This window comes from Paucimonas lemoignei, from assembly GCF_004342585.1.
In the GTDB taxonomy this organism is placed as follows: Bacteria; Pseudomonadota; Gammaproteobacteria; order Burkholderiales; family Burkholderiaceae_D; genus Paucimonas; species Paucimonas lemoignei.
In genome coordinates this window covers 1-26,139 of record NZ_SLZQ01000017.1, presented here as the reverse complement: position 1 = coordinate 26,139, position 26,139 = coordinate 1, and the positions used below count along the sequence as shown (strand labels likewise).

Sequence of the window (26,139 nt, the reverse complement as noted above, 5' to 3'; positions counted from 1 at the left end):
GAATGCCGGAAGCAGACAGCACATTCAAGCTGGAATATCGGGGATCAATTGCATTTTCAGCAATGTAATATGGTCTTTCAATTGTAGCTTGCGCTTCTTCAGGCGGCGCAATTGCAAGTCATCCTGCCGCACATCCTGTGACAGCCGCTCGATCACTGCATCCAGATCACGGTGCTCCACTTCCAGTTCGATGATGCGGCGTTGAATATCTTCCAGGGAGGATTTGCTCATGCTGTTACTTTTCAGGCAAAAAATTCACAATATTTCACTATTTCCTCCTCCATGCTTGGCGCATGTGAAGATTATTCCGTACTATATGGCTATTGCCAATGAGCAGTGTAATCTACACAGAGGTATGAGCCAATACAAGATTGAAGCAGGCACAGCCCAGCACATAGGAGACCGGTCGGAACAACAGGACCGCGCTGCTCTCTTTTCCGCGCCCAAGGCGCCCGGCTACATCATGGCGGTTCTCGCCGATGGCATGGGCGGCAAGAGCGGTGGTGCGATGGCGGCCGAACAGGTTATCCGAACAGCCAAGCAGAATTTCGATCTGTTTTCTCCTTTGACCGATACGGTCGAGGATATGCTGAAAACGATCGCGCATGAAGTCCACACCATCATCAAGCTGACCGGCATCTCGGCGGAAAAGCAACCGCACAGCACCATGGTTGCCCTGGTCATCACACCCGACAGGTCGGCGATCTGGGCGCATGTCGGCGATTCGCGCCTGTACCGTTTCAGCGGCCCCAACTTTGCCGAACGCACTGCCGACCATTCCTATGTCGAGCAATTGATCAGCCAGGGCAAGCTCAAGCGCGAAGACGCCAAGAACCACAAGCTTTCCAACATCCTGGTCAACGTGCTGGGCATGGCCAACAATGAACCGCAAGCCACCATCGGCCGCCACGACGGGCTGCGAGCCGGCGATTCCTTCCTGCTCTGCTCGGATGGGCTGTGGCATTATTTCAAGGAAGCCGAACTCGGAGCGGCGCTTGCCATGAATTCGCCGCGCCAGGCGTCCGAGATGCTGATCCGCAAAGCTCGCGAACGGGCTGCGGGTACGGTAGCGGATAATTGCACGCTTGCCATCGTCAAGCTGGTCACGCCACCGGAGCCGGAGCGCAGCTACACGGTCAAGAAAATGCGTCGGGCGGTTTAGAAGCCAACCAAAACTCTCTTCGCCTCGCAAGAAGTTTCCTGATCCGGCCGCCTCAGTTATGTCACAACACTGAAGCGGCCGGCAAACGCCTGACGGACTACTTCGCTGCCGGCTCGGTCGGCTTGGATTGCTTTGCCTCCTGCTCGGCCTGCTTCTTTGCCTTTCTTTCGGCGACTTTCTTTTGCCGTTCAGCCGCTTCCTTCTGCTTTTTTTCGTACGCTGCGATGTTACCGGGAATCTCTTGCTCTTTACGCGCATCATCCTCGCGCAAGCGCTGCAGTTTCTCCTCGTGGCGCTGTATGCGCTCGTTCGGATTTGCCAAGCGCTTTTCATCGCTGGCTTGACGAGCTTGGCGCTCGGCTTCCTGCTGCGCGCGTGACTGCGCTTTCTCGGCCGCCTTTTGCTCGTTTTCCTGGGCAATGCGCAAACGGTCAGGCGCTTCGGCCTCTTCCTGCTTGCGCCGCTCCGCCAGGGCCTGGTCGCGCTTATCTACCCGCGACTGGCGCTGGAAGGCGCCGGCTTCAAGTTCGATCGGTTTCAATGCCGCGATGGCGCCGCGGTACTCTTCCTGCGCCTTGTCGATGCAGCTATTGGTGAAGAAGCGGTCGTAACAGGCACTCTTGGCATTGGCGAGTTCAGTTGCAAGCACAGTCCGCAGGCTGCGCGCATCGACCTGCGCCTGTTCTGCCAATTCGTCAGAATTGATGCTGCCTTTCGGATAACGCTCGGTCATTGCGGGGACGCTATGCGCGGCTGAGGACGGTGCCGGCTCGGGACTGTCCGAATTGGCCTGGACGCTTTGCGTCTTAGTGTCGCTCTCCTGCTTGCCGTCCTGCTGGGCCCACACTGGCTGCGCCAGCATTAAAGCAATGAGCAATGCGCTCGGAATGCGCGAAAATCCGAAGGCTTCCATGGTCATGCGTTCCTTGTCAGATGATTCAGGCGATGGCATCGGCATTGTCGCGCCGGTGCGATTCCATGTATTCGCGCGACTGCATTTCGATGATGCGCGATACGGTGCGGTGAAATTCATTAGCCAGCATGCCTTCCGTGTACAACTCTTCCGGCGACACTTCGGCTGACATCAGCAACTTGACCTTGCGGTCGTAAAACACGTCGATCAGCCAGGTGAAGCGGCGCGCCTCGGAAGACTGCGCCGCGCCCATGCGCGGAATACCGGACAAAATCACGGTGTGAAAACGGCTGGCGATTTCAAGGTAATCATTTTGCGAGCGCGGCGAACCGCAAAGCGAAGCGAAGTCGAACCAGATGACGCCGCCGGCACGCCGCAGCGTATGGATCTCGCGCCCCTCCACCTCGATACGCGGTTCCTCGTCGGCGGTTTCGGCGATCGCCGCAAAAGCATGGCGCAAGGCCCGGTCCGTTTCGGCGCCCAGCGGCGTCAGATACGATTGCACCTGCTCCAGCGAACGCTTGCGATAATCATTGCCGGCATCGACATTCAGCACGTCGAGCTTGGCCTTGAGCAGCGCGATCGCCGGCAGAATCCGGTCGCGATGCAGTCCGTCCGGATACAGCGTGTCCGGTTCATAGTTGGACGTCATCACGAAGGTCACGCCATTGTCGAACAAGGCCTTGAGCAGGTTATACAAGATCATCGCATCGGCAATATCCGATACGTGAAATTCGTCGAAACAGATGAGGCGGTATTTCTTGGCGATGCGGCGCGCCACTTCATCGAGCGGATCGGCCACGCCCTTGAGCTCGTCGAGCTGATGATGCACGCCGCGCATGAACTCATGGAAATGCAGGCGCGTCTTGCGCACCACCGGCACGACGGAATAGAAGCTATCCATCAAAAAGGATTTGCCGCGCCCTACTCCGCCCCACATGTAGACGCCACGCGGCACTTCGGGGCGGTTGATCAGGCGCTTCAGCTTGCTGGAGCGGTTCGCCTTGTAACTATTCCATTCATCAAACGCCTGCTGCAGGCGCGCCACGGCGCGCAATTGCGCCGGATCGGGCGAATAGCCGCGCTGCTTGAGCGCGTGATCGTAAAATTCCTGAACGTTCATCAAATTCGACTTTACTGCAATGAGACGCTTTGCCGGCAGAAAGCGCAAAAAAACGGGCGAGATCGCACTCGCCCATCATACAAGAGAAAGAAAGCTTTTTATAAGGGAGTCATCTCCACCGTCACGCGCGGAGGATAATTGCCATTATTGCCTGACCTGCCGCCAATCGGCAGACTGAAACCAATGCCGCCCCCCACGTTGCGGCCGCCGCCACCAAGACCGATACCCAGGCTGCTGCCCGAGGATGCCACCGGATAGCTCGTGGGCCGGAACAGGAATTCGGAAGTCCGGTAACCGGCCTTGTTGCATACCACGCGCAGGTCACCGTTGACACCGCCCGGATTCACCGTGCCGGGTGTCGTCACTTGCCAGGAGCCGTTGCCATTGCTGACCACGCACTCCGCGCCGTTGATGACCTGCTGCCGACTGACCGTTTCCACGGTAATGCCCTTATCGGCGACAGGCTCCGTGCTGGCACAGGCGGCCAGCGCCAACGGCAAAGCGAGAATCAGATAACGCATGACGGCTCCTTGGCTTTCCTGCGAAACTTCCCTGTCTATTCGACCAGTCAGCGCGCTTAGAAATTCAGCGAACGCTTGTCGACTGCCAGCGCTGCTTCCTTGGTCGATTCCGACAGCGACGGATGCGCGTGGCAGATACGGGCGATGTCTTCCGACGAAGCACGGAATTCCATCGCGACCACGGCTTCCGAAATCAATTCGGACACCATCGGTCCCACCATGTGCACGCCGAGGATTTCATCGGTCTTCGCGTCGGCCAGGAATTTCACCATGCCGGACGTATCGCCCAGCGCACGGGCACGACCGTTGGCCATGAACGGGAAAGTGCCGGCCTTGTAAGGCACGCCTTCCGCCTTCAATTGCTGCTCGGTCTTGCCAACCCAGGCAATCTCGGGAGAAGTATAGATCACCCATGGAATCGTGTTGAAATTCACGTGGCCATGCTGACCGGCAATACGCTCGGCGACTGCCACGCCCTCTTCTTCCGCCTTGTGCGCCAGCATCGGGCCGCGCACGACGTCACCTACCGCCCAGACGTTCGGCTGGCTGGTCTTGCAATCGCCATCGACGGCGATGAAACCACGCTCGTCGAGTTTCAGGCCGACGGCTTCGGCATTCAGGCCGTTCGTGTTCGGCACGCGGCCGATCGAGACGATCAGCTTATCGAACACATCCTTGTGCTCCTTGCCGGAAGCATCGGTGTACTCGACCGTCACATCCTTCTTGCCGGCAGTGATGGCGCCGATCTTCACGCCCAGGTTGATGTTCAGACCCTGCTTGGCCAGCAGCTTCTGCGCTTCCTTGGCGATTTGTTCGTCGACTGCGCCGAGGAAGGTCGGCATGGCTTCCAGCACGGTGACTTCGGCACCGACGCGACGCCACACGCTGCCCATTTCCAGTCCGATGACACCGGCGCCGATCACGCCCAGCTTCTTCGGCACGGCGTCGATTTCCAGCGCACCGGTATTTGACAGGATCAGTTTTTCATCGAAGGCTGCACCCGGCAATGCGCGCGGGTTCGAGCCGGTGGCGACGATGACGTGCTTGCCGGTGATGGTCTCTTCGGCAGCGCCGGCAACCTTGACGCTGTAGACACCGCCCTCGGCCTTCTCGAAAGAGCCGCGGCCGTGGAAGAAGGTGACCTTGTTCTTCTTGAACAGGTACAGGATGCCGTCGTTGTTCTGCTTCACGACGTTATCCTTACGGGCGATCATCTTCTTGATATCGATGCTCAGGCCCTTGACCTCGATGCCATGGTCGGCAAACGCGTGGCCGGCATGCTCATAGTTTTCCGAGGATTGCAGCAGCGCCTTGGAAGGAATGCAGCCGACGTTGGTGCAAGTGCCGCCAGGTGCCGGGCCGCCCTTCTCATTCTTCCACTCGTCGATACAGGCAGTCTTGAAACCCAGTTGGGCAGCGCGGATGGCGGCAACATAACCGCCGGGACCGGCACCGATCACGACGACATCAAATTCTTTAGACATAGCTTTGTTCCTTGCATACGAAAAAGGCACGCGGCGGCAAAAGTGCCGACAAGCCGCGTGCCTTACATCAACTCGATTACAGATCCAGCAGCAGACGAGCCGGGTCTTCCAACGCTTCCTTCATTGCCACCAGGCCGAGCACGGCTTCGCGGCCGTCGATGATACGGTGGTCATAGGACATGGCCAGGTAGTTCATCGGGCGAATGACGATCTCGCCATTCTCGACCACGGCGCGATCCTTGGTGGCATGGATGCCCAGGATGGCCGATTGCGGCGGGTTGATGATCGGAGTCGACAGCATGGAACCGAACACGCCGCCATTGGAGATCGAGAAGGTACCGCCGGACATTTCTTCGAGGCTCAGCTTGCCATCCTTGGCCTTGGCGCCAAACTCGCCAATCTTCTTCTCGATATCGGCGATCGACATCTGGTCGGCATTGCGCAGGATGGGCACCACCAGGCCGCGCGGCGAGCCGACAGCGATACCGATATCGAAATAGCCGTGATAGACGATGTCATTGCCGTCGACCGAAGCATTCAGGATCGGGTACTTCTTCAGCGCAGCGACGGCAGCCTTGACGAAGAAGGACATGAAACCCAGCTTGACGCCGTGTTCCTTCTCGAACTTGTCCTTGTACTTGTTGCGCAGATCCATGACCGGCTTCATGTTGACTTCGTTGAAGGTCGTCAGGATCGCGTTGGTGGCTTGCGATTGCAGCAGGCGCTCGGCGATACGGGCACGCAAGCGGCTCATCGGCACGCGCTGTTCCGGACGGTCGCCCAGATCCAGGTTGACCGGGGCGGCGACTTGCTGCAGAGCCGGCTTGGCGGCAACAGCGGGAGGGGCAGCTTTGTTTTCCAGGGCGCCGATGACGTCGCCCTTGGTGATGCGGCCATCCTTGCCGGTGCCAGCGACTTGCGCAGCCGACAGCTGATTGTCAGCCAGCATCTTGGCAGCAGCCGGCATGGCGATCGCGCCGGCGGACGGAGCTGCGGGTGCTGCGGCAGCAGGAGTTGCGGCAGGAGCCGGAGCGGCGGCAGCGGGCGCGGCGGCTGCCGGAGCGCCGGCGGATGCAGTCGCTTCAGTATCGATGGTAGCGATTACTTCATCGGCGACCACGGTCGAACCGTCGCCCTTGACAATGCTAACCAGCACGCCAGCGGCAGGGGCCGGCAATTCCAGCACGACCTTGTCGGTCTCGACATCAATCAGGTTTTCGTCGCGGGCAACGGCTTCTCCGACTTTCTTATGCCACTGCAGCAGGGTCGCTTCAGCGACGGATTCCGACAGCTGCGGAACTTTTACTTCAATAATAGCCATGTAACTCTCCGTTTCGGGTTGTTCAAACGGCGCGCCAGTTTCTGACGCGCCGCCGAGGTGTTATTTAGTCAGGACAAAGCCCTTCAATTTAGCGAATGCCTGATCCAGCAATGCCTTCTGTTGCGCATAGTGCTTGTCGTAGTAACCGACAGCGGGCGATGCGCTGGCCGGACGACCTGCATATGCAAGCTTCTGGCCTTCTTCGATGTTTTCAAAGATGTTGTGCTGAATCTGGAACCACGCACCTTGGTTTTGCGGTTCGTCCTGCGCCCACACCAGTTCGGTCATGGCCGGGAATTTCTTCAATTCAGCGGCAAAGGCCTTATGCGGGAACGGATACAGCTGTTCGATACGGATAATGGCAACATCGTTCGCGCCGCGTTCCTTGCGGGTATTGACCAAGTCGTAGTACACCTTGCCGGAGCAGGCGATGACGCGCTTGACTTTCTTGGCATCGATTTTCTCGTCGACTTCGCCGATCACGGTCTGGAAACTGCCCTTGGCCAAGTCAAGCAGCGGCGAACCGGCATCCTTGTTACGCAACAGCGACTTCGGTGTCAGGATCACCAATGGCTTCCTGAATAGGCGGATCATCTGGCGACGCAGCAGATGGAAAATCTGTGCGGCGGTAGTCGGCTGCACCACTTGCATGTTGTTGTCTGCGCACAATTGCAGGAAGCGTTCCGGACGAGCCGAGGAATGCTCCGGGCCCTGGCCTTCATAGCCATGCGGCAGCATCATCACGAGGCCGGAAGCACGACCCCACTTCACTTCACCGGAGCTGATGAACTGGTCGATCACCACTTGCGCACCGTTGACGAAGTCACCGAACTGCGCTTCCCAGATGGTCAGGGTGTTCGGCTCGGCGGTCGAATAACCGTACTCGAAGCCCAGGACTGCCTCTTCCGACAGCACGGAGTCGATCACCAGGAAACGCGCCTGGTTGTCGGCGACGTTCTGCAGCGGGATATAGCTGCCGGCATCCCACTTTTCGCGATTCTGGTCATGCAATACGGCGTGACGGTGGGTAAAGGTGCCGCGGCCGGCATCCTGGCCGGTGATGCGCACGGCATAGCCCGACGACACCAGGGAGGCGAAGGCCAAGTGTTCGCCCATGCCCCAGTCGAGATTGATCTCGCCGCGGCCCATGGCAGCACGGTCCGCCAATACTTTCTCGACCAGCGGATGCACCTTGAAGCCTTCCGGCACAGTGGTGATGCGCGAAGCCAGGCGCTGCAATTCCGCGACGGGAACTGCGGTATCGGCGGCATCGGTCCACTTGCGGTTCAGGAACGGCATCCAGTCGACTGCGTACTGGCTCTTGTAGTTGGAAATGACCGGATCCACGGTATGTTTACCGGCATCCATCGCGGCGCGGTATTCCGCCACCAGCGCATCCGGAGCATCAGCCGGCAGCACGCCCTGGGTCACCAGCTTGTCGGCGTACACCTTGCGGGTACCCGGATGCTTACCGATCTTCTTGTACATCAGCGGCTGGGTCAGTGCCGGCGTATCTTGCTCGTTGTGGCCCAGTTTGCGGAAGCAGACGATATCGACAACGATATCCTTCTTGAATTCCATTCGGTAATCCAGCGCAATCTGGGTTGCCAGCACCACGGCTTCCGGATCGTCGCCATTGACGTGCAGAACCGGCGCTTCGATCATCTTGACGACGTCCGAGCAGTAAGTCGTCGAGCGGGTGTCGCGCGGATCCGAAGTGGTGAAGCCGATCTGGTTGTTGATGACGATATGCAGCGTGCCGCCCGTGCCGTAGCCGCGGGTTTGTGCCAGGTTCAAGGTTTCCATCACCACGCCTTGGCCGGCGAATGCCGCGTCGCCATGCACCAGGATCGGCAGCACTTGCGAGCCATCCTTGTCGCCACGACGCACCATGCGTGCCTTGGCCGAGCCCTCCACCACCGGATTGACGATTTCCAGGTGCGATGGGTTAAAGGCCAGCGACAGGTGGATCGGGCCACCCGGCGAAGTCACGTCGGACGAGAAGCCTTGGTGGTACTTGACGTCACCTGCCGGCAAGTCTTCGGTCGCGGTGTGTTCGAATTCGGAGAACAGGTCCTTCGGTGTCTTGCCCAGAATGTTGACCAGCACGTTTAAGCGGCCGCGGTGGGCCATGCCAATGACGATTTCCTGCACGCCCTTGGAACCGGCGCGCTGGATGGCTTCATCCATGGAAGCGATGAAGCTCTCGCCACCTTCCAGCGAGAATCGCTTCTGGCCGACATACTTGGTATGCAGATAGCGCTCCAGGCCTTCTGCCGCAGTCAGGCGCTCGAGGATGTGGCGCTTCTTTTCAGGCGAAAAATTCGGGGTGGAGCGTACCGATTCCAGCTTCTCCTGCAGCCAGCGCTTTTGCGCCGGGTCGCTGATATACATGAATTCGGCGCCGATCGAACGGCAATAAGTATCGCGCAGCGCATTGAGCAGATCGCGCAAAGAAGCGTTTTCAGTGCCGAAATAAGTGTTGCTGACATTGAACACGGTGTCCATGTCGGCATCGGTGAAGCCGTAGAAGCTCGGATCCAACTCTTGAATGGCCGGACGTTCCTGGCGCTGCAGAGGGTCCAGATTGGCCCAGCGGTTACCCAGGAAACGATAGGATGCGATCAACTGAGTGGCACCGACACGCTTGCGGCCCATTTCGGCATCGGCAGTCGCAGTAACGGTGCGGATCGGCCCTTGCTTGGCGCGCTCGGCGAACGACGCAATTACAGGAGCATGGGCAACGTCGGGCTTGTCCGAGCCATCGACGGCAGGCACATGCTGCATCGCATCAAAATAGGCGCGCCAGTTATCGGGGACGGAACCAGGATTATTGAGGTAGGCCTCGTACAATTCTTCAATGTACGGCGCGTTACCTCCAAACAGATAAGAGTTGGAACGGTACTGCTGCATCATACTGCTCACCTTTCTTCGCGTTTCGCGAATGATTAGCGGGTTTAGTCAACCTTCCGCGACACGGCCTGACCGGTTAGCGGATTGCACATCAAGTTGTGGGGGGAAGGGCTGTATTCTGGGAATGACCTGAATTTATCAACTGCTGAAGCATATCATATCTCGGTGATTTGTTTCAGCAGCCGAAATGCCTTGTGGCAATAAATAAGACAATAAAAAAGCGGATCCGAAGATCCGCTTTCTTGATGGCCTTGTCCGATAATTAACCGCGCTTGGACATTGGAGGCACTTCGCGGGTCGGCGAACCGACGAACAGCTGACGCGGACGGCCGATCTTCTGTTCCGGATCGGAGATCATTTCGTTCCACTGGGCGATCCAGCCGACGGTACGGGCCATTGCGAAGATACCGGTGAACAGCGAAACCGGGATACCCAGAGCGCGCTGAACGATACCCGAGTAGAAGTCGACGTTCGGGTACAGCTTGCGGGACACGAAATATTCGTCTTCCAGGGCGATCTTTTCCAAGGCCATGGCCAGCTTGAACAGCGGGTCGTCGTGCAGACCCAGTTCGTTCAGCACTTCGTAGCAGGTTTCACGCATCAGCTTGGCGCGCGGGTCGTAGTTCTTGTAGACGCGGTGACCGAAGCCCATCAGCTTGACGCCGGAGTTCTTGTCCTTGACCTTGGCGATAAATTCGCCGATGCGCTCGACGCCGCCCTGCTTCTGGATATCTTCCAGCATTTGCAGCGCTGCTTCGTTGGCGCCGCCGTGAGCCGGGCCCCACAGGCAGGCGATACCGGCAGCGATACAGGCGAACGGGTTGGCGCCGGAGGAGCCGGCCAGACGCACGGTCGAGGTCGACGCATTTTGCTCGTGATCGGCGTGCAAGATCAGGATGCGGTCAAGTGCGCGCACCAGCACGTCGTTGACCTTATAGTCTTCGCACGGGTTGGAGAACATCATGCGCATGAAGTTGGCGCTGTACGACAGGTCATTGCGCGGATACACGAACGGCTGGCCGATCGAATATTTGTATGCCATGGCGACCAGGGTCGGCAGCTTGGCGATCAGGCGGATGGCCGACACGTCGCGATGATGCTTGTCGGAGATGTCCAGCGAATCATGGTAGAACGACGACAGCGCGCCGACGGTACCGACCAGCACGGCCATCGGGTGGGCGTCGCGGCGGAAGCCACGGAAGAAGAATTGCATCTGCTCGTGCACCATGGTGTGCTTGGTGACGGTAGCGACGAATTCATCCTTCTGCGCCTGGTTCGGCAGTTCGCCGTTCAGCAGCAGGTAGCAGGTTTCCAGGAAGTCGCAGTTGACGGCCAGTTGCTCGATCGGGTAGCCGCGATACAGCAGCTCGCCCTTGTCGCCATCGATGTAGGTGATCGAGGAATTGCAGGCGGCGGTCGACATGAAGCCCGGGTCATAGGTGAACTTGCCCGTCGCGCCATACAGTTTGCGAATGTCGATTACGTCAGGACCAACAGTGCCCTTGTAGATAGGGAGTTCAAGCGAGGGGGATCCGTCGGAAAACGACAGCGTGGCTTTAGTTTCAGAGTTGGTCATGGCTCTTCCTTCAAATCACCTTGGGGGGTGAGGCGGTTGTTAAAATAAGAAACGTAACTGCAGATACTACTAATGGGATGGGAGTCAGGCTGCACGAAGACGCGCCAGCAAGGCATGCACGTGCGGCAAATCCACTTCGCCTTCCGGTTCCTTGCGCGACAGGAGCAAATCCATCAGCTCGCTGTCTGCCAGCTCCATCAGGCGGGAAAACGCATCCACCTCTTCATCCGTCAGGGTGGTTTCATGCGCATCCAGGAAACGCGTGATGATCAGGTCGTTTTCCAGCAAGCCGCGACGTGCGCGCCAGCGCAGGCGGGCGCGTTTGATCGGGTCGGATTGATGGCTCATTGACATGTCATCACGCTTTCGTATTGCATTAAACGGCGCGGCGCACCATCAGTTCTTTGATCTTGCCGATCGCCTTGGTCGGGTTCAGACCCTTCGGGCAAACGTCGACGCAATTCATGATCGTGTGGCAGCGGAACAGGCGGTACGGATCCTGCAGGTTGTCCAGACGGTCATTGGTGGCTTCGTCGCGGCTGTCGGCGATGAAGCGGTAGGCTTGCAGCAGGCCGGCCGGGCCGACGAACTTGTCCGGATTCCACCAGAACGACGGGCAGGAAGTCGAGCAGCATGCGCACAGGATGCACTCATACAGGCCATCGAGCTCTTCGCGCTCGGCGGGCGACTGCAGGCGCTCTTTTTCGGGCGGAATCTGCTCGTTGATCAGGTAAGGCTTGATCGAGTGGTACTGCTTGAAGAACTGGGTCATGTCGACGATCAGGTCGCGGATGACCGGCAGGCCCGGCAGCGGACGCAGCACGATCGGCTCGGTCAGCTCGTTCAGGTTGGTGGTGCAAGCCAGGCCGTTCTTGCCGTTGATGTTCATGGCGTCGGAACCGCACACGCCTTCGCGGCAGGAGCGGCGCAGCGCCAGGGAATCGTCGACGTCGGACTTGATGCGCTGGAGCGCGTCCAGCAGCATCTTGTCGGTGTCCTTCAGCTCGACCGTCAAGTCCTGCATGTAAGGCTTGGCATCCTTGTCCGGATCGTAGCGGTAGATTTGGAATTTCAGAGTACGTGCCATAATTTTCTAATCCTTAGAACGTGCGAGCCTTGGGCTTGAAGGTTTCCACCGTCAGCGGCTTGGTGACGACCGGCTTGTAATCCAGACGGTTGCCTTCCGAGTACCACAGGGTGTGCTTCATCCAGTTTTCGTCGTCACGCTTTTCGTAATCGCGATGGGCGTGGGCGCCGCGCGATTCCTTGCGGGCTGCAGCGGAGATGATGGTTGCCTTGGCGGTTTCGATCAGGTTATCGAGTTCTAGCGCTTCCATGCGCGCGGTGTTGAACACCTTCGACTTATCCTTGAACGAGACATGCTTGCGACGCTCGTCCAGCTTCAGGATTTCCTGGACGCCGGCCTGCAGCAGCTCATCGGTGCGAAACACGCCGCAGTACTTCTGCATGGTCGAACGGATCGCGTTGGCGACATCCTGCACACGCTCGCCGCCTGTGCTGTTTTCCAGATGGCTCAGGCGCGACAGCGCGAGGTCGGCGGCATCGGCCGGCAGCGGCTTGTGAGCCTTGTCCTGCAGCTTGCTGGCGACGATATGGTTGCCGGCGGCGCGGCCGAACACCACGAGGTCGAGCAACGAGTTGGTGCCCAGGCGGTTGGCGCCGTGCACCGAGACGCACGAGCATTCGCCGATGGCATACAGGCCGTTGACCACTTCGTTGGGGTTGCCGTTTTTCGGCGCGACGACCTGACCGTGGATGTTGGTCGGGATGCCGCCCATCTGATAGTGAATGGTCGGCACGACAGGGATCGGTTCCTTGGTCGCATCGACGTTGGCAAACTTGTGGCCGATTTCCAGAATCGACGGCAAGCGCTTGCGGATGGTGTCGGCGCCGATGTGACGCAGATCCAGCAGCACGTGATCCTTGTTCGGACCGCAGCCGCGACCTTCCTTGATTTCCTGGTCCATCGAACGCGAAACGAAGTCACGCGGTGCCAGGTCCTTCAGGGTCGGCGCATAGCGCTCCATGAAGCGTTCGCCGTTGGAGTTCAGCAGGATACCGCCTTCGCCGCGCACGCCCTCGGTGATCAGCACGCCCGCGCCGGACACGCCGGTCGGGTGAAACTGCCAGAATTCCATGTCTTCGATCGGCAGGCCCGCGCGGGCCGCCATGCCGATGCCGTCACCGGTGTTGATGAAGGCGTTCGTGGAAGCGGCAAAGATACGGCCGGCACCGCCGGTGGCGAAGATGGTGGTCTTTGCCTGCAGCATCATGACGTCGCCGGTTTCCAGTTCCAGGGCAACCACGCCGAGGATATCGCCATCGGCGTCACGAATCAGGTCGATCGCCATCCATTCGACGAAGAAGTGGGTCTTGGCGCGTACGTTACGCTGGTACAGCGTATGCAGCAGCGCGTGACCAGTACGGTCGGCGGCGGCGCAGGCGCGCTGCACCGGCTTCTCGCCGAAGTTGGCGGTGTGGCCGCCGAACGGACGCTGATAAATGGTGCCGTCGGCATTACGGTCGAACGGCATGCCGAAGTGCTCGAGTTCGTACACCACGTGCGGCGCTTCGCGGCACATGAATTCGATGGCATCCTGGTCGCCCAGGTAATCGCCGCCCTTGACGGTGTCGAACATGTGCCAGAACCAGTTGTCCTCGGCCATGTTGCCCAGCGAAGCGCCGATGCCACCCTGGGCAGCGACGGTATGCGAACGGGTCGGAAAGACTTTCGACAGCACGGCAACGTTCAGGCCGGCTTCAGCCAGTTGCAGCGAAGCGCGCATGCCGGAACCGCCGGCGCCGACGATCACTGCATCAAAACGACGGGTTGGAATGGTGGATTTGATTGCTGCCACGGTTAAGCTCTCCAGATAATCTGCGCCGCCCAACCGGCACAACCAATCAGCCACGCGATGGTGGCAACTTGCAATACGAGGCGCAGCGCAACGGACTTGGTGACATAGTCCATCAGAATGTTGCGCATGCCGACCCAGGCGTGATAGAACAAAGACAGGAAGGTGACGAAAGTCGCGATCTTGAACCACTGATGGGCGAACAGACCAGCCCAGCCTTCATAGCTGAAGCGCGAACCGGTCAAAAAGCACAGCAGCAGAATCAGGGTATAAAGACCCATGATGATGGCGGTGACGCGCTGCGCCATCCAGTCCCGCAGGCCGTAATGGGCACCGACTACCAGGCGCCGCGGTCCGATATTGTTATTTGCCATTTTTTAAAATGCTCCAAACAGTTTCAACGCAACCAGAGCAGTCAGAACCAGGCTGACTACCAGCACGACGGCCGAAGACTTACGGCCGGCTTCCTTGGTGACGCCAACGTGAAAGTCCATGAACAAGTGACGGATACCGGCGCAGAAGTGATGCAGATATGCCCAGGCCATCGCCAGAATCACCAGCTTCACGAAGCCATGTGACGCGAAACCCTTCATATAGTCGAAGGAAATCTCCGACGTCAGGCTCTGGTCGAGCAGATAGAGCACAAAGGGCAACAGGACAACGAGCAGCAAGCCGCTCCCCCTGTGCAGGATCGATACCTTGGCCGCAAGCGGCAATCGGTAACTGATTGCTTGGGCAAAGGTCATCCGACCAAATTGCCGTCGGTTGTTTTTTTCCGGTTCAGACATTTGAAAGGCCTCTCACTTGTAACAATTTCGTAATTTTCGCTTATTTTTGCGAAGCATACCAACCATCTATTGTAGCTCGCGGGCAATTTTTTTTCCTGCCGCGCTCTAGCTCAACTCATTTTGATAATGGTGCGTCGTCGTCAAATACAGGCAACGCCGCACCTCTACCGGCTTATCGCCATAGGTAAACGATACGCGCTCCACGCTCAGCAACGGAGTACCCTGCGCGATTTCCAATAACTGCGCGGCATGCTCGTCTGCACATACGGCACGCAACTGCTCGGTTGCACGGATCATACGCGTGCCGAACTCAGTCTCGAACAAGCCGTACATCGGCCCCTTGTATTCAATCAGGCGTTCCGCGGTCAGTCCCTTGAACAGCACACCCGGCAACCATAACTCTTCGAGAATAGTGGGCACGCCATCAAATGATTGCACGCGCTTGATGAAAATCATCGGATCGCCGGATTTCATTTCCAGCAGGCGCGCCACTTCGGCAGGCGCTCGCAAGCGTTTGACATCAATAACGCGATTATCTGCACTGTGCGGCTCCCCTTCATCCGGCATCAATCGCAAAAAGCGGAATTGCGCACGCACTTCATGATGGGTCGCGACAAATGTGCCCTTGCCCTGGCGGCGCACGACCAGATTTTCCTGCGCAAGCTCATCGATCGCCTTGCGGACGGTTCCCTGACTCACCTTGAAACGGGCGGCCAGTTCGACTTCACTAGGAATTAATTCGCCCGGCTTCCATTCGCCGGACTGAAGACTTTGCGTGATCAGCGCCTTGATCTGCTGATACAGAGGACTAAAGGTGGGCGATGGCCCGGATGCGGAAGCTCCTGCCCCTGCGCCAGGCGCACTGCCATTATTCAAATTGGACAGGACAGAACTCATGCCCCCGATTTCACCACAAATCACCCTTTGCCGTCTAGCAAAAAATGCTACTGATATGTCTTATATAAGATATAAGATGATCATTGACAGCCTGTTACACACAGCCTAAACTCGCGTGAAATATTTACCTTGCGCAAATTCAGCGAGGCCAAACGGGTTCAGCGCAGTTTTTACAGCGCGTGAGCCGAATTGGCTGACTTGACTTGCTTTCGGCAGTATTATTGCGGGGTTCTTTACAAATCGACACCGCACCCTTTTCATCACCCACTTTGGAGAGTCAACATGGCTAAAGCCCCCATGCGCGTCGCCGTTACCGGCGCCGCTGGCCAAATCGGTTATTCCCTGCTGTTCCGCATCGCCAATGGCGACATGCTCGGCAAAGACCAGCCGGTCATCCTGCAACTGCTCGAAATCCCTGACGAAAAAGCCCAGAAGGCACTCAAGGGCGTGATGATGGAACTCGACGATTGCGCATTCCCGCTGCTGGCCGGCATGACCGCGCACAGCGATCCGATGACCGCATTCAAAGACGCTGACGTCGCCCTGCTGGTTGGCGCCCGTCCGCGCGGCCCAGGCATGGAACGCAAGGACCTGCTGGAAGCCAATGCCCAGATCTTCACCGTGCAAGGCAAGGCGCTGGACGCCGTCGCTTCGCGCAACGTCAAGGTTCTGGTTGTCGGCAATCCGGCCAACACCAATGCCTACATCGCCATGAAATCGGCGCCGAACCTGCCGGCCAAGAACTTCACCGCGATGCTGCGTCTGGACCACAACCGCGCCCTGACCCAACTGGCACAGAAGGTCGGCAAGCCGATCACTTCGATCGAGAAGCTGTGCGTGTGGGGCAACCACTCGCCGACCATGTACGCCGACTTCACCAATGCCCTGATCGACGGCAAGCCGGCCAAGGAACTGGTGAACGACCAGGCCTGGACCAAGGATGTCTATCTGCCGACCGTCGGCAAGCGCGGCGCCGCCATCATCGAAGCGCGCGGTCTGTCGTCGGCTGCTTCGGCTGCCAACGCCGCCATCGACCACGTGCATGACTGGGTCCTCGGCACCAACGGCAAGTGGACCACCATGGGTATCCCGTCCGACGGTTCCTACGGCATCCCGGAAGGCATGGTGTTCGGCTTCCCGGTAACCACCGAAAACGGCGAATACAAGATCGTCCAGGGCCTGCAGATCGACGCGTTCTCGCAAGAGCGCATCAACCTGACCCTGAAGGAACTGCAGGAAGAGCGCGACGGCGTCAAGCACCTCGTCGGCTAATTCAGCGATGAACAAGCGGGAGGCACACAGCAATGTGCCTCCCGCTTACACATTAGGGACATGAAAATAATTTACTAGCAAAGCTGCACATGCATCCTTCCGAAGTCTTATTCCAGGACAAGACCCAGCCGGTCACCCTACCGGTCTGTGATCATTACGCCGGCTCCGAAAAGCTGATGCGCAAATCGCTTGCCCTGCAACAAGAAATTGGACCGCTGTTCGACATTACCTTCGACTGCGAAGACGGCGCCGCAGCCGGCAACGAGAAAGCCCATGCACAACTTGTCGGTGCACTGATCGCATCGGACGAGAATCGATTTGGCCGCATCGGCGCACGCGTGCACGATATCGGCAGCGAGTTTTTCGAACAGGACGTCACGCTGATCTGCGAAGCTGCAGCATCGCGTCTTGCCTACCTGATGCTGCCGAAGGCGGAGAATCTCAAGGACGTCAAGCGCGCCCTCACAGTCATCGACAAGATCGCCAAGGCTCATGGCCGCGCCAAGCTGCCGGTGCACGTGCTGATCGAGACGCATGGCGCGCTGGCCGACGTGCATGCCATTGCCGCCCTACCCCAGGTCGAATCCCTCTCTTTCGGCATCATGGATTTCGTGTCGGCCCATTACGGCGCCATCCCGGGCAACGCCATGCGCAGTCCCGGCCAGTTCACCCATCCTCTGGTCTTGCGCGCCAAGCTGGAAATCGCCGCCGCCTGCCATGCGCATGGCAAAGTCCCGTCGCATAGCGTCACCACCGAAATCAAGGATACTTCCGTCGTTGCCAGCGATGCGACACGCGCTGCGGCCGAATGCGGCTATACCCGCATGTGGAGCATCCATCCGGATCAGATCAAACCGATCATCAAGGCCATGACGCCACGCAGTTCCGAGGTCAATGAAGCGGCGCAGATCCTGACCGAAGCACAGGCTGTGCAATGGGGTCCGATTCAGCACCACGGCAAGCTGCACGACCGAGCCAGCTACCGTTACTACTGGACCATTCTGCAGCGCGCGAAATTAGGCGGCATGCCGTTGCCCGATGCGGCGGCCGCCCTGCTATAACAATATTCGGGCATAACCTTTCGCATCAGGGACCATTAAACGCACTCCTCAGGAGACAAAGTTATGTTGAAATTTTTATCCGTCGTGATGGCGGCAACGATTGCGCTGGCGGCATCGCCGGTCATGGCGGAAACCGGCTCGACTGCCCCGAAAAAGGCAGCAAAGAGCTCGGCAAAGAAAGCTGAGACCAAGAAGAAAGCTACAAAGAAAACCGAAGACGCTGATGAAGCCGATGCGGATGTGACCGGCTCGACAGTGACCGAATATGACTGCGCCGGCGGTGCCAAGATTACGGTATTTCGTAATCCGACCGATCCGGAAAACGTCGCGCTGCGCTGGGGTAACAAGATTACCCGCATGAAGCGTATTCAGACTGAAAGCGGTGCCGAGCGTCTCGAGCATCCGAAGCGCGGTCTGGTATTCATCGGCATCCCGGCCAAGGCGATGCTGCTCGACTCGAAACATGGACGCCAACTGGCCAATGAATGCAAATCGGCGGAACAAATGAGCCAGGGATGAGATGCATAAAGCGTTGATACCTCGCTCAAGTTGTTGATAAAAAAATATAATGCTGTAATTCGCGGCCGGGATGTGAAAGCATCCCGGCCGCAAGCAAGTGCGAAGCAAAAACCCGTTAGCAGTTGTCTTGTCATATCTAAGGAGAGGCCATGTCCCGCAACACACTGAACACGCTCAAGGAATTCCCGATCTCGGGTTCCAAGAAAGGTCAGTTCTATTCGCTTCCCGCGCTGGGCAAAAAGCTCGGCGTGGATATCGCGCGTCTGCCGGTATCGATCCGTATCGTGCTGGAATCGGTGCTGCGCAATTGCGACGGTAAAAAAGTGACCGAAGAACATGTGAAACAGCTCGCGAACTGGGCTCCGAAAGCTGCCCGCACCGACGAAATCCCATTCGTCGTCGCGCGCGTTGTGCTGCAAGACTTCACTGGCGTGCCTCTGCTGGCCGACCTGGCTGCCATGCGCGGCGTCGCCTCCAAGAATGGCAAGAATCCGAAAAACATCGAGCCGCTTGTCCCGGTGGATCTGGTTGTCGACCACTCCGTGCAGATCGACCACTTCCGCGAGAAGAAGGCTCTGGACCTGAACATGAAGCTGGAATTCCAGCGCAACAACGAGCGCTACCAGTTCATGAAGTGGGGCATGCAGGCGTTCGACACCTTTGGCGTCGTGCCTCCTGGTTTCGGTATCGTTCACCAAGTGAACCTCGAATACTTGGCACGCGGCGTACACAAGGATGGCAAGATCTACTACCCGGATACCCTGGTCGGTACCGATTCCCACACCACCATGATCAACGGTATCGGCGTGGTCGGCTGGGGCGTCGGCGGAATCGAAGCTGAAGCCGGCATGTTGGGCCAGCCGGTTTACTTCCTGACCCCGGACGTGATCGGCGTGAACCTGACCGGCGCGCTGCGCGAAGGTGTTACCGCGACCGACCTGGTGCTGACCATTACCGAAATGCTGCGCAAGGAAAAGGTCGTCGGCAAGTTCGTCGAATTCTTCGGCGAAGGCACCGAATCGTTGTCGCTGACCGACCGCGCCACCATCGCCAACATGGCACCGGAATATGGCGCCACCATGGGCTTCTTCCCGGTCGACGACGCCACCGTCGAATACTTCAAGGGCACCGGCCGCAGCAAGGCAGAAATCGACGCTTTCGAGGGTTACTTCAAGGCCCAGAAGATGTTCGGCATCCCGAAAGTCGGCGAGATCGATTACACCAACGTCGTTACCCTCGATCTGGGCACCGTTGCTCCTTCCCTGGCCGGTCCGAAGCGTCCGCAAGACCGTATCGAAATCGGCAACGTCAAGTCGACGTTCACCGAACTGTTCTCCAAGCCTGTTTCTGAGAACGGTTTCAACAAGAAGGCGGAAGACCTCGAAGCTCAATACGAAACCTCGGACGGCGTCAAGGTCAAGAGCGGCGACGTGCTGATCGCCGCCATCACTTCCTGCACCAACACTTCCAACCCGAGCGTACTGCTGGCTGCCGGCCTCCTGGCCAAGAAGGCTGTCGAAGCCGGCTTGAAGGTTGCGCCGCACATCAAGACCTCCCTGGCGCCAGGGTCGCGCGTGGTTACCAAGTATCTGGAAGCTGCCGGCCTCCTGCCATACCTGGAAAAGCTGGGCTTCGGTGTCACCGCTTACGGCTGCACCACCTGTATCGGTAACGCCGGCGACCTGACCGCGCCGCTGAACGAAGCGATCGTCAAGAACGACATCGTGGCCGCGGCGGTCCTCTCTGGCAACCGTAACTTCGAAGCGCGTATCCACCCGAACATCCGCTCGAACTTCCTGGCTTCGCCGCCGCTGGTCGTCGCATACGCCATCGCCGGCAACGTCACCCGTGACCTGATGACCGAACCGGTCGGCAAGGGCAAGGGCGGCAAAGATATCTTCCTGGGCGACATCTGGCCGACCTCACGAGAAATCGAAAAGCTCATGAAGTACGCGATGAACGCCAAGACCTTCAAGGAAAACTACGAGCAGGTCAAGAGCAAGCCGGGCAAGCTGTGGGAAGACATCAAGGGCGTCGCCAAGGGTGAAGTCTACGACTGGCCGAAATCGACCTACATCGCCGAGCCGCCATTCTTCGAAGACTTCGACATGGAACCGAAGGCGGCAGCCACCGGCATCACCGGCGCACGTGCGCTGGGCGTATTCGGCGACTCGATTACCACCGACCACATCTCCCCGGCCGGCTCGATCAAGGAAACTTCCCCTGCAGGCAAGTGGCTGCTGGAGAACGGCGTGCAGAAGGCCGACTTCAACAGCTATGGCTCGCGCCGCGGCAACCATGAAGTCATGATGCGCGGCACCTTTGCCAATGTGCGCATCAAGAACCTGATGATCCCAGCCAAGCCGGACGGTTCGCGCGTCGAAGGCGGCATCACCATTCACCAGCCGACCGGCCAGGAAATGTCGATCTATGACGCCGCCATGCAGTACATCAACGACGGCGTGCCGACCATGATCTTCGGCGGCGAAGAGTACGGTACCGGTTCCTCGCGCGACTGGGCCGCCAAAGGCACCCAGCTGCTGGGCGTGAAGGCTGTCGTAGCCCGTTCCTTCGAGCGTATCCACCGCTCCAACCTGGTCGGCATGGGCGTGCTGCCGCTGCAGTTCCTGGGTGACGACAGCGTGCAATCGCTCGGCATCACCGGCAACGAAACCTTCGACCTCAAGGGCATCGAAGACGACATCAAGCCGCAGCAGCAAGTTACCCTCGTGATCAACCGTGCCGATGGCCAAAAGCAGGAAGTCAAGGTCCTGCTGCGTATCGACACCCCGATCGAAGTGGACTACTACAAGCACGGCGGCATCCTGCCGTTCGTTCTGCGTCAGCTGCTCGCAGCCTAAGCTAACCTGTGCAAAGCCGGCATTCGTGATGCCGGCACAAATAAACGGGGCCGGCATCGCCGGTCCCGTTTTCTTTTACCCGTAAGCCACAACTTCTTGCGAATATCGATACAATGTCGCCATTATTGTGGCGTCCTGTAGCTTTGCCACTCCACCGCTTTTTCTTGCCAAACTATCTGCCATGCGCCGCTCGTTCAAAGGATCATCAGCCAGACTTTCCGCCGATAGCCAACGCATGATCGCGCTGTCGAAGGCAATTATTCAGGCATCCAGTCGGGTCGAGGAACGCTCCTGGGAGCGTGAATTGGATACGCTGCTGCACAAGGCTTTGCGCCTGGGTCACCAAGCCGATATCGATGCCGCGCTCGACCAGCTTTTCAAGAGCAAGTCGGAAGCGTATGAAGCATTGATGGACAGCGTCGAAGCCGTCAGCGAGTCCTGCATCGTCGAACACGACGGCAAGCAGTACCAGGCCTTGCTGATTGCCGGCCCGATTCTTGCGTGGACCCGCTTCGCGATTGCCTCCGGACCGTTCTCCGCCGATCTCCAATTGACCTTGTCCGCGCAATTGCAGGCCCACGTGCTGGCAGCCGATACGCAACTGGCGATGGCGCCGCTGCTGTATTCGATCGACCAATTACCCAAGACGCATGCCGACACCTTTGCGCTGACGCACCGCATGGCGCAGGCTGCACTGGCCAGGACACCGCTGCGCTCCCCGGCCACCTTGCCGGAAACCGCACCCTTCCTTGCCGATACGCGCTACCTGCTGGCCGTGGTCGTCGCTCCCCTCGGGGCTCCATTGTTTCGCTGGCAGGAGGCAGCTAATCCCGCCGAACGTTCCGCCGCCCTGGAACAATGGCAGGCGCAGGGCAAGCCGAGCGTAGAACGCCTGTTGCCGGGTTGCGGCATCGAACTGCTGCTGCCGGACGCCTATTTCATCTCCTGCCGCACTGCTGATAAGGAAATCCGCCCGGCCTCGGTGAAGGCCGCGGTGCATTATCTGACCCATACCCTGAATATCGGACCTGAGGAACTCAGCGCGGTGGTCGGCGGATTTATCGATCCGCAAGGAGAAGGCCGAATTGATGAATACCGTATCAGCTTTGTGCTGCGTCCCAATACTGACGTGATATATGGACTGGTCTGGCCGCTATACGGCGAAGAAGATGCATCGGAAGTCGTAGCCGATTCGACGGATACCGACACGCCGCGCATGCCCATCCAGCAGATCATCGGTTTGTTGCGTGAAGCCGGCGTGGTGCATATCAAGCGGCATGAGGAACTCTTTCCGATGGAATTCTGCGACGATTGCGGCGCTCCACTTTACTGCGATCTGGAAGGCGAACTGGTGCACGCAGAAATGCCTGAAGAAGCATCGCAGGCCCCGTCCCACCTGCATTGATTCGGGCCGGCCTACCACCCGCCTGTCCACCTGTAAACTTATCGCGGCCGGCTCACGTGCCGCCAAATCGGCTGCAGCATGGCTTGTCCAAGCAAGGCGCTGCGCGCGCCGTTCCAGCCTACTTCCGGATCAGGCAAGTCCGCATTGTCCTTGAAGGGCATTTCCAGCGTCAGGGATACGCACTTGAAGGCATGGCCGACGTACTTCGATGCCAGCTTCAGCATGTCAGCCTGGTACTTGCCCGGCTCATACCCTATCCTGGTTTGAAAATCCGGGCTGGCACGCTGGAATTCCTCGATAAACGCCTGCTGCTCGGCAGCCTGCTGCGGCGTGAAATCCTCGAGCATCTCGCAACCGGCGACAAAGACGTACGGTAAAGCCTCATCGCCGTGAATATCGAGGAAGAGGTCGCAGCCGGTCTCATGCATCTTGGCTTTTACCAGAAACACTTCAGGACTGGCTTCCATGCTGGGAGACATCCACTCCCGGTTCAAATTGGCGCCGGCAGCATTGGTGCGCAGGTTGCCGCGCACCGATCCGTCGGGATTCATGTTCGGCACGATGTAAAACACCGCCTGCTGAAGCAAGCGCCGCGCAAACGGATTGGCGTGATCGAGCAATGCCTGCACCAAACCTTCCACAAACCATTCCGCCATGGATTCACCCGGATGTTGGCGCGAAATGATCCAGACCTTGCAGGCAGATGCCGGATTGCCGATGACTGCGAGGTTGAAATCCCTTCCATCGATCGTGCTGCCGAGATCAAGCACCTTCGCCTTCGGCGACGCGGCAATATAGCCCAGCAAGCGCAGATGGCGTTCCCATGAATACGGCTCGAAATAAGCGTAATAGACGCTATCGGAAACAGGCTTGTGGCGGATCGTCAGCTCCTTGCCATCGTAGCTGGTCGGCACACGAAACCATTTCTCAAGGTCATAACTTGCGACCGCCTGATAGTGTTCCCACCCTTGCGGATACGTCGCTTCCGAGGCGTTTCGAATGTGCATGACGCAGTCCTGCCCTTCCGCGCCCTGAAGGCGGAAATGGAACCATTGCATGAAATCGGCGTGAGAATCTTTGCGCAGATTCAGCTCGATGACATCGGCACGATCTGCCTTGATGACTTCAATAGCACCGGCGTCGAATTGCTGGCTGATCTTGATCGGCATGGGATTATTCCTGATAAATAAAAACGTCCTTGGAGATTCATTATGCAGCACAAATGCTCTGCTGCTTTTACTTCATGCTCCGAGCTCAGTGCCTTAGAATAAAGAAGACGTAGAAACAAGCGGCCTATCCCTATCGCGCAGTAAGGAGATCGTCATGTTCCAGCTCAGAAAAGCAAATCAGCGCGGCCATTCGCAAATCGATTGGCTGGACAGTTACCATACGTTTTCTTTCAGCGATTATTACGACCCTGGCCATATGGGTTGGGGACCGCTACGCGTTATCAACGACGATACCGTCGCGCCGGGCGCAGGCTTTCCTACGCATTCGCATCGCGATATGGAAATTATTTCCTATGTCCTTGAAGGCGAACTTCAGCACAAGGATACGCTCGGCACCGGTTCCGTGATCCGCCCCGGCGACGTACAACTCATGGAAGCGGGAACCGGCATCGCCCATAGCGAATTCAACGCATCGACTATATCGCCGGTACATTTTCTGCAAATTTGGATCATACCGGATCGAGCTGGCATCGCGCCAAGCTATCAACAAACGCATTTCGCAGATGCGGAAAAACAAGATAATTTTCGGTTGATCGTATCTCCCGACGGCGCCAACGGTTCATTGCGCATCCAGCAGGACGTGCGCTTGTACAGCGCACTCCTGAACAGTGAACGAACCCTGAACTGGCAGCTGGATTCGGCACGCAAGGCATATATTCATGTGGCACGGGGCAGCGTCGTCATCAATGGCATAGGCTTACAAGCTGGCGACGGCGTCAGAATATGCGAAGAAGCAGAACTCGCATTCGCTAATGCGCAGACTGCTGATATCCTGCTGTTTGATTTACCTGACCAATAAATATTAGTTGGCACCCAATGAATGGCCTCGCATCATTCGCAAAATTAGAGCGATCCAGCCAACGAATAAAATCCCTCGTCTTTGCCAGTGATCAATCATGACATGGCAACATTATGCAGACCTCTGTTATAATTTCGCCTTCGTCGGGGCGTAGCGCAGCCTGGTAGCGTACCTGCATGGGGTGCAGGTGGTCGGAGGTTCGAATCCTCTCGCCCCGACCAGAGATTCAAGCCGGTCAGTGAGTTTTCATTGACCGGCTTTTTCTTTTTCCGAGCGAATATTTAAGACGCCAAGCTTAATCTGAAGACGTATGGGATATATTGCAAACAAGCCGCATAAAGCTCAAAGCACGCGCTCACCTACATAATAACGAGCAATGATGGTATAGCTTGATGCGCAAAATTCGTCTTAACCGCTAATACGCGGCCCTCAATTTGGCGACATTCATGAAAGCCTTAACATGACACTTTCACGTCTGCTTTTGCTGGGAACATTGACAGCGACAGTCATTGGTTGCGCGCCTTTCAAACCCGATACATCAATACCGGTGAGCTTGGTAAAGTCCCCGAACTTTGATCAGCGTCGGCCTAACCTGGTAATACTTCATCATACGACCAATGACACTGCGGAGCGGGCATTGCAAACGTTGACTACGCCAGTCCGCGCAGTCAGTTCTCATTTTTTGATCGCACGCGATGGCAGGATCATTCAACTCGTGGAAGAAAATGCCCGAGCCTGGCACGCTGGCAAATCATGGTGGGGAGGGCAAACGGATATTAATTCGGCTTCGATCGGCATCGAGCTCGACAATAATGGAAATGAACCCTTTGCCGAACCACAGATTTCGAGTCTGCTTGCGCTGCTGGACGACCTCCGCACACGCCACAAGATACCCGCTGCAAATTTCATCGGCCATGCTGATGTGGCCCCGACACGCAAAAACGACCCAAGTATCTTTTTCCCCTGGCAGAGACTGGCGCAGTATGGCTTCGGCTTGTGGTGCGACCGTCCCTTTCCTCCTGCACCAACAGACTTCGACCTGCAACTCGCACTACAAGCGCTCGGATACGACCCAAGCACACCAGAAGCATCCCGAAGTGCTTTCCGATTGCACTATGTCCGTAGCGAATCACCCTTAACTGACGAAGAAGAAAAATCTCTCGCTTACTGCCTTTTGCAACAAAAGGCTATTCCGACACAGCCAGTTCTTCCACTTGACTCAATTCCAGCAGCAGTCAGATAACAATCAGGCGCATAAGACAGCAAATATGAGTCTTATGTCCCATGCAGCCGGTATCCTTCGCCCTATAAGACTTTGATATGCATTAAAGGCGGGAGAGGCCTGGCCCATCGTACAGGGAGGGGGGTGGACCGCTGGTAAGGAAGGTGCGGTGAGGGTGAGTGAGGGAGTGTGGTGAG

At 57.9% G+C, this 26,139-nt stretch carries 23 protein-coding genes and 1 tRNA gene; 9 read left to right on the top strand and 15 right to left on the bottom strand.

Annotated features, from left to right (window positions below):
- Positions 1 to 24: 24 nt before the first annotated feature.
- Entirely contained in the window at positions 25 to 231 is a 207-nt protein-coding gene (locus tag EDC30_RS17880; RefSeq protein ID WP_132260229.1) for a YdcH family protein, read from the bottom strand.
- Between the two features lie 124 nt (positions 232 to 355).
- On the opposite strand from EDC30_RS17880, the gene EDC30_RS17875 reads away from it, so the two are divergent.
- The gene (locus EDC30_RS17875; protein WP_132260228.1) at positions 356 to 1,162 is read left to right on the top strand and encodes a PP2C family protein-serine/threonine phosphatase; all 807 of its coding nucleotides are present in this window, start codon (positions 356 to 358) and stop codon (positions 1,160 to 1,162) included.
- A gap of 97 nt (positions 1,163 to 1,259) precedes the next feature.
- On the opposite strand, the gene EDC30_RS17870 is transcribed toward EDC30_RS17875, so the two are convergent.
- From EDC30_RS17870 to EDC30_RS17810, 13 genes are all read right to left on the bottom strand, one after another.
- The gene (locus EDC30_RS17870; RefSeq protein WP_132260227.1) at positions 1,260 to 2,081 is read right to left on the bottom strand and encodes a hypothetical protein; all 822 of its coding nucleotides are present in this window, start codon (positions 2,079 to 2,081) and stop codon (positions 1,260 to 1,262) included.
- Between the two features lie 19 nt (positions 2,082 to 2,100).
- Positions 2,101 to 3,198, bottom strand: a complete 1,098-nt coding sequence (gene zapE, locus EDC30_RS17865; RefSeq protein ID WP_132260226.1) for a cell division protein ZapE — start codon at positions 3,196 to 3,198, stop codon at positions 2,101 to 2,103.
- Positions 3,199 to 3,296: 98 nt separating this feature from the next.
- Positions 3,297 to 3,719 carry a hypothetical protein gene (locus tag EDC30_RS17860; RefSeq protein WP_132260225.1) on the bottom strand — a complete coding sequence of 141 codons (423 nt, stop codon included), beginning with the start codon at positions 3,717 to 3,719 and terminating at the stop codon, positions 3,297 to 3,299.
- A 56-nt stretch (positions 3,720 to 3,775) separates the two neighbouring features.
- Complete coding sequence (gene lpdA, locus EDC30_RS17855; RefSeq protein WP_132260224.1) at positions 3,776 to 5,203, bottom strand: dihydrolipoyl dehydrogenase; 1,428 nt, start codon at positions 5,201 to 5,203, stop codon at positions 3,776 to 3,778.
- Positions 5,204 to 5,279: 76 nt separating this feature from the next.
- Positions 5,280 to 6,524 (bottom strand): 2-oxoglutarate dehydrogenase complex dihydrolipoyllysine-residue succinyltransferase, encoded by a 1,245-nt coding sequence (gene odhB / locus EDC30_RS17850; RefSeq protein WP_132260223.1) that lies wholly within the window; start codon positions 6,522 to 6,524, stop codon positions 5,280 to 5,282.
- Between the two features lie 60 nt (positions 6,525 to 6,584).
- Positions 6,585 to 9,440: a 2-oxoglutarate dehydrogenase E1 component gene (locus EDC30_RS17845; RefSeq protein WP_132260222.1), complete on the bottom strand. Its 2,856-nt coding sequence runs from the start codon at positions 9,438 to 9,440 to the stop codon at positions 6,585 to 6,587.
- A gap of 259 nt (positions 9,441 to 9,699) precedes the next feature.
- A complete protein-coding gene (gltA, locus tag EDC30_RS17840; RefSeq protein WP_132260221.1) occupies positions 9,700 to 11,013 on the bottom strand; it encodes a citrate synthase in 1,314 nt (437 codons plus the stop codon).
- An 84-nt stretch (positions 11,014 to 11,097) separates the two neighbouring features.
- A complete protein-coding gene (locus EDC30_RS17835; RefSeq protein WP_132260220.1) occupies positions 11,098 to 11,367 on the bottom strand; it encodes an FAD assembly factor SdhE in 270 nt (89 codons plus the stop codon).
- A 22-nt stretch (positions 11,368 to 11,389) separates the two neighbouring features.
- Entirely contained in the window at positions 11,390 to 12,100 is a 711-nt protein-coding gene (locus EDC30_RS17830; protein WP_132260219.1) for a succinate dehydrogenase iron-sulfur subunit, read from the bottom strand.
- Between the two features lie 13 nt (positions 12,101 to 12,113).
- Positions 12,114 to 13,892 carry a succinate dehydrogenase flavoprotein subunit gene (gene sdhA / locus EDC30_RS17825; RefSeq protein WP_132260218.1) on the bottom strand — a complete coding sequence of 593 codons (1,779 nt, stop codon included), beginning with the start codon at positions 13,890 to 13,892 and terminating at the stop codon, positions 12,114 to 12,116.
- A 2-nt stretch (positions 13,893 to 13,894) separates the two neighbouring features.
- Positions 13,895 to 14,263 carry a succinate dehydrogenase, hydrophobic membrane anchor protein gene (gene sdhD, locus EDC30_RS17820; protein ID WP_132260217.1) on the bottom strand — a complete coding sequence of 123 codons (369 nt, stop codon included), beginning with the start codon at positions 14,261 to 14,263 and terminating at the stop codon, positions 13,895 to 13,897.
- A 3-nt stretch (positions 14,264 to 14,266) separates the two neighbouring features.
- A complete protein-coding gene (sdhC, locus tag EDC30_RS17815) occupies positions 14,267 to 14,677 on the bottom strand; it encodes a succinate dehydrogenase, cytochrome b556 subunit (protein ID WP_132260216.1) in 411 nt (136 codons plus the stop codon).
- A gap of 105 nt (positions 14,678 to 14,782) precedes the next feature.
- Entirely contained in the window at positions 14,783 to 15,574 is a 792-nt protein-coding gene (locus EDC30_RS17810; RefSeq protein WP_132260215.1) for a GntR family transcriptional regulator, read from the bottom strand.
- 282 nt (positions 15,575 to 15,856) lie between these two features.
- Between EDC30_RS17810 and EDC30_RS17805 the strand changes: the two genes are divergently transcribed.
- The 5 genes from EDC30_RS17805 (at position 15,857) to EDC30_RS17785 (ending at position 22,692) form a co-directional block, all read left to right on the top strand.
- The gene (locus tag EDC30_RS17805) at positions 15,857 to 16,846 is read left to right on the top strand and encodes a malate dehydrogenase (RefSeq protein ID WP_132260214.1); all 990 of its coding nucleotides are present in this window, start codon (positions 15,857 to 15,859) and stop codon (positions 16,844 to 16,846) included.
- A gap of 89 nt (positions 16,847 to 16,935) precedes the next feature.
- The gene (locus EDC30_RS17800) at positions 16,936 to 17,907 is read left to right on the top strand and encodes an HpcH/HpaI aldolase/citrate lyase family protein (RefSeq protein ID WP_132260213.1); all 972 of its coding nucleotides are present in this window, start codon (positions 16,936 to 16,938) and stop codon (positions 17,905 to 17,907) included.
- Positions 17,908 to 17,970: 63 nt separating this feature from the next.
- A complete protein-coding gene (locus EDC30_RS17795) occupies positions 17,971 to 18,426 on the top strand; it encodes a hypothetical protein (RefSeq protein ID WP_132260212.1) in 456 nt (151 codons plus the stop codon).
- Between the two features lie 149 nt (positions 18,427 to 18,575).
- The gene (gene acnA / locus EDC30_RS17790; protein ID WP_132260211.1) at positions 18,576 to 21,287 is read left to right on the top strand and encodes an aconitate hydratase AcnA; all 2,712 of its coding nucleotides are present in this window, start codon (positions 18,576 to 18,578) and stop codon (positions 21,285 to 21,287) included.
- A 181-nt stretch (positions 21,288 to 21,468) separates the two neighbouring features.
- Positions 21,469 to 22,692 carry a DUF2863 family protein gene (locus EDC30_RS17785; RefSeq protein ID WP_132260210.1) on the top strand — a complete coding sequence of 408 codons (1,224 nt, stop codon included), beginning with the start codon at positions 21,469 to 21,471 and terminating at the stop codon, positions 22,690 to 22,692.
- A gap of 38 nt (positions 22,693 to 22,730) precedes the next feature.
- Here EDC30_RS17785 and EDC30_RS17780 read toward each other — a convergent pair whose 3' ends face one another.
- Complete coding sequence (locus tag EDC30_RS17780) at positions 22,731 to 23,861, bottom strand: M14 family metallopeptidase (RefSeq protein WP_132260209.1); 1,131 nt, start codon at positions 23,859 to 23,861, stop codon at positions 22,731 to 22,733.
- A 154-nt stretch (positions 23,862 to 24,015) separates the two neighbouring features.
- Here EDC30_RS17780 and EDC30_RS17775 point away from each other — a divergent pair, with 154 nt between their 5' ends.
- The 3 genes from EDC30_RS17775 (at position 24,016) to EDC30_RS17765 (ending at position 25,963) form a co-directional block, all read left to right on the top strand.
- Positions 24,016 to 24,720 (top strand): pirin family protein, encoded by a 705-nt coding sequence (locus EDC30_RS17775; protein WP_132260208.1) that lies wholly within the window; start codon positions 24,016 to 24,018, stop codon positions 24,718 to 24,720.
- Between the two features lie 144 nt (positions 24,721 to 24,864).
- Positions 24,865 to 24,941: transfer RNA gene (locus tag EDC30_RS17770), tRNA-Pro, on the top strand.
- Between the two features lie 239 nt (positions 24,942 to 25,180).
- Complete coding sequence (locus EDC30_RS17765; protein ID WP_132260207.1) at positions 25,181 to 25,963, top strand: N-acetylmuramoyl-L-alanine amidase; 783 nt, start codon at positions 25,181 to 25,183, stop codon at positions 25,961 to 25,963.
- Positions 25,964 to 26,139 lie beyond the last annotated feature (176 nt).

What these genes read in the sequence shown, in the direction of transcription:
- EDC30_RS17880 (WP_132260229.1), bottom strand. Translation starts at nt 231, where the DNA reads ATGAGCAAATCCTCCCTGGAAGATATTCAACGCCGCATCATCGAACTG.
- EDC30_RS17875 (WP_132260228.1), top strand. Translation starts at nt 356, where the DNA reads ATGAGCCAATACAAGATTGAAGCAGGCACAGCCCAGCACATAGGAGAC.
- EDC30_RS17870 (WP_132260227.1), bottom strand. Translation starts at nt 2,081, where the DNA reads ATGACCATGGAAGCCTTCGGATTTTCGCGCATTCCGAGCGCATTGCTC.
- zapE (WP_132260226.1), bottom strand. Translation starts at nt 3,198, where the DNA reads ATGAACGTTCAGGAATTTTACGATCACGCGCTCAAGCAGCGCGGCTAT.
- EDC30_RS17860 (WP_132260225.1), bottom strand. Translation starts at nt 3,719, where the DNA reads ATGCGTTATCTGATTCTCGCTTTGCCGTTGGCGCTGGCCGCCTGTGCC.
- lpdA (WP_132260224.1), bottom strand. Translation starts at nt 5,203, where the DNA reads ATGTCTAAAGAATTTGATGTCGTCGTGATCGGTGCCGGTCCCGGCGGT.
- odhB (WP_132260223.1), bottom strand. Translation starts at nt 6,524, where the DNA reads ATGGCTATTATTGAAGTAAAAGTTCCGCAGCTGTCGGAATCCGTCGCT.
- EDC30_RS17845 (WP_132260222.1), bottom strand. Translation starts at nt 9,440, where the DNA reads ATGATGCAGCAGTACCGTTCCAACTCTTATCTGTTTGGAGGTAACGCG.
- gltA (WP_132260221.1), bottom strand. Translation starts at nt 11,013, where the DNA reads ATGACCAACTCTGAAACTAAAGCCACGCTGTCGTTTTCCGACGGATCC.
- EDC30_RS17835 (WP_132260220.1), bottom strand. Translation starts at nt 11,367, where the DNA reads ATGTCAATGAGCCATCAATCCGACCCGATCAAACGCGCCCGCCTGCGC.
- EDC30_RS17830 (WP_132260219.1), bottom strand. Translation starts at nt 12,100, where the DNA reads ATGGCACGTACTCTGAAATTCCAAATCTACCGCTACGATCCGGACAAG.
- sdhD (WP_132260217.1), bottom strand. Translation starts at nt 14,263, where the DNA reads ATGGCAAATAACAATATCGGACCGCGGCGCCTGGTAGTCGGTGCCCAT.
- sdhC (WP_132260216.1), bottom strand. Translation starts at nt 14,677, where the DNA reads ATGTCTGAACCGGAAAAAAACAACCGACGGCAATTTGGTCGGATGACC.
- EDC30_RS17810 (WP_132260215.1), bottom strand. Translation starts at nt 15,574, where the DNA reads ATGAGTTCTGTCCTGTCCAATTTGAATAATGGCAGTGCGCCTGGCGCA.
- EDC30_RS17805 (WP_132260214.1), top strand. Translation starts at nt 15,857, where the DNA reads ATGGCTAAAGCCCCCATGCGCGTCGCCGTTACCGGCGCCGCTGGCCAA.
- EDC30_RS17800 (WP_132260213.1), top strand. Translation starts at nt 16,936, where the DNA reads ATGCATCCTTCCGAAGTCTTATTCCAGGACAAGACCCAGCCGGTCACC.
- EDC30_RS17795 (WP_132260212.1), top strand. Translation starts at nt 17,971, where the DNA reads ATGTTGAAATTTTTATCCGTCGTGATGGCGGCAACGATTGCGCTGGCG.
- acnA (WP_132260211.1), top strand. Translation starts at nt 18,576, where the DNA reads ATGTCCCGCAACACACTGAACACGCTCAAGGAATTCCCGATCTCGGGT.
- EDC30_RS17785 (WP_132260210.1), top strand. Translation starts at nt 21,469, where the DNA reads ATGCGCCGCTCGTTCAAAGGATCATCAGCCAGACTTTCCGCCGATAGC.
- EDC30_RS17780 (WP_132260209.1), bottom strand. Translation starts at nt 23,861, where the DNA reads ATGCCGATCAAGATCAGCCAGCAATTCGACGCCGGTGCTATTGAAGTC.
- EDC30_RS17775 (WP_132260208.1), top strand. Translation starts at nt 24,016, where the DNA reads ATGTTCCAGCTCAGAAAAGCAAATCAGCGCGGCCATTCGCAAATCGAT.
- EDC30_RS17765 (WP_132260207.1), top strand. Translation starts at nt 25,181, where the DNA reads ATGACACTTTCACGTCTGCTTTTGCTGGGAACATTGACAGCGACAGTC.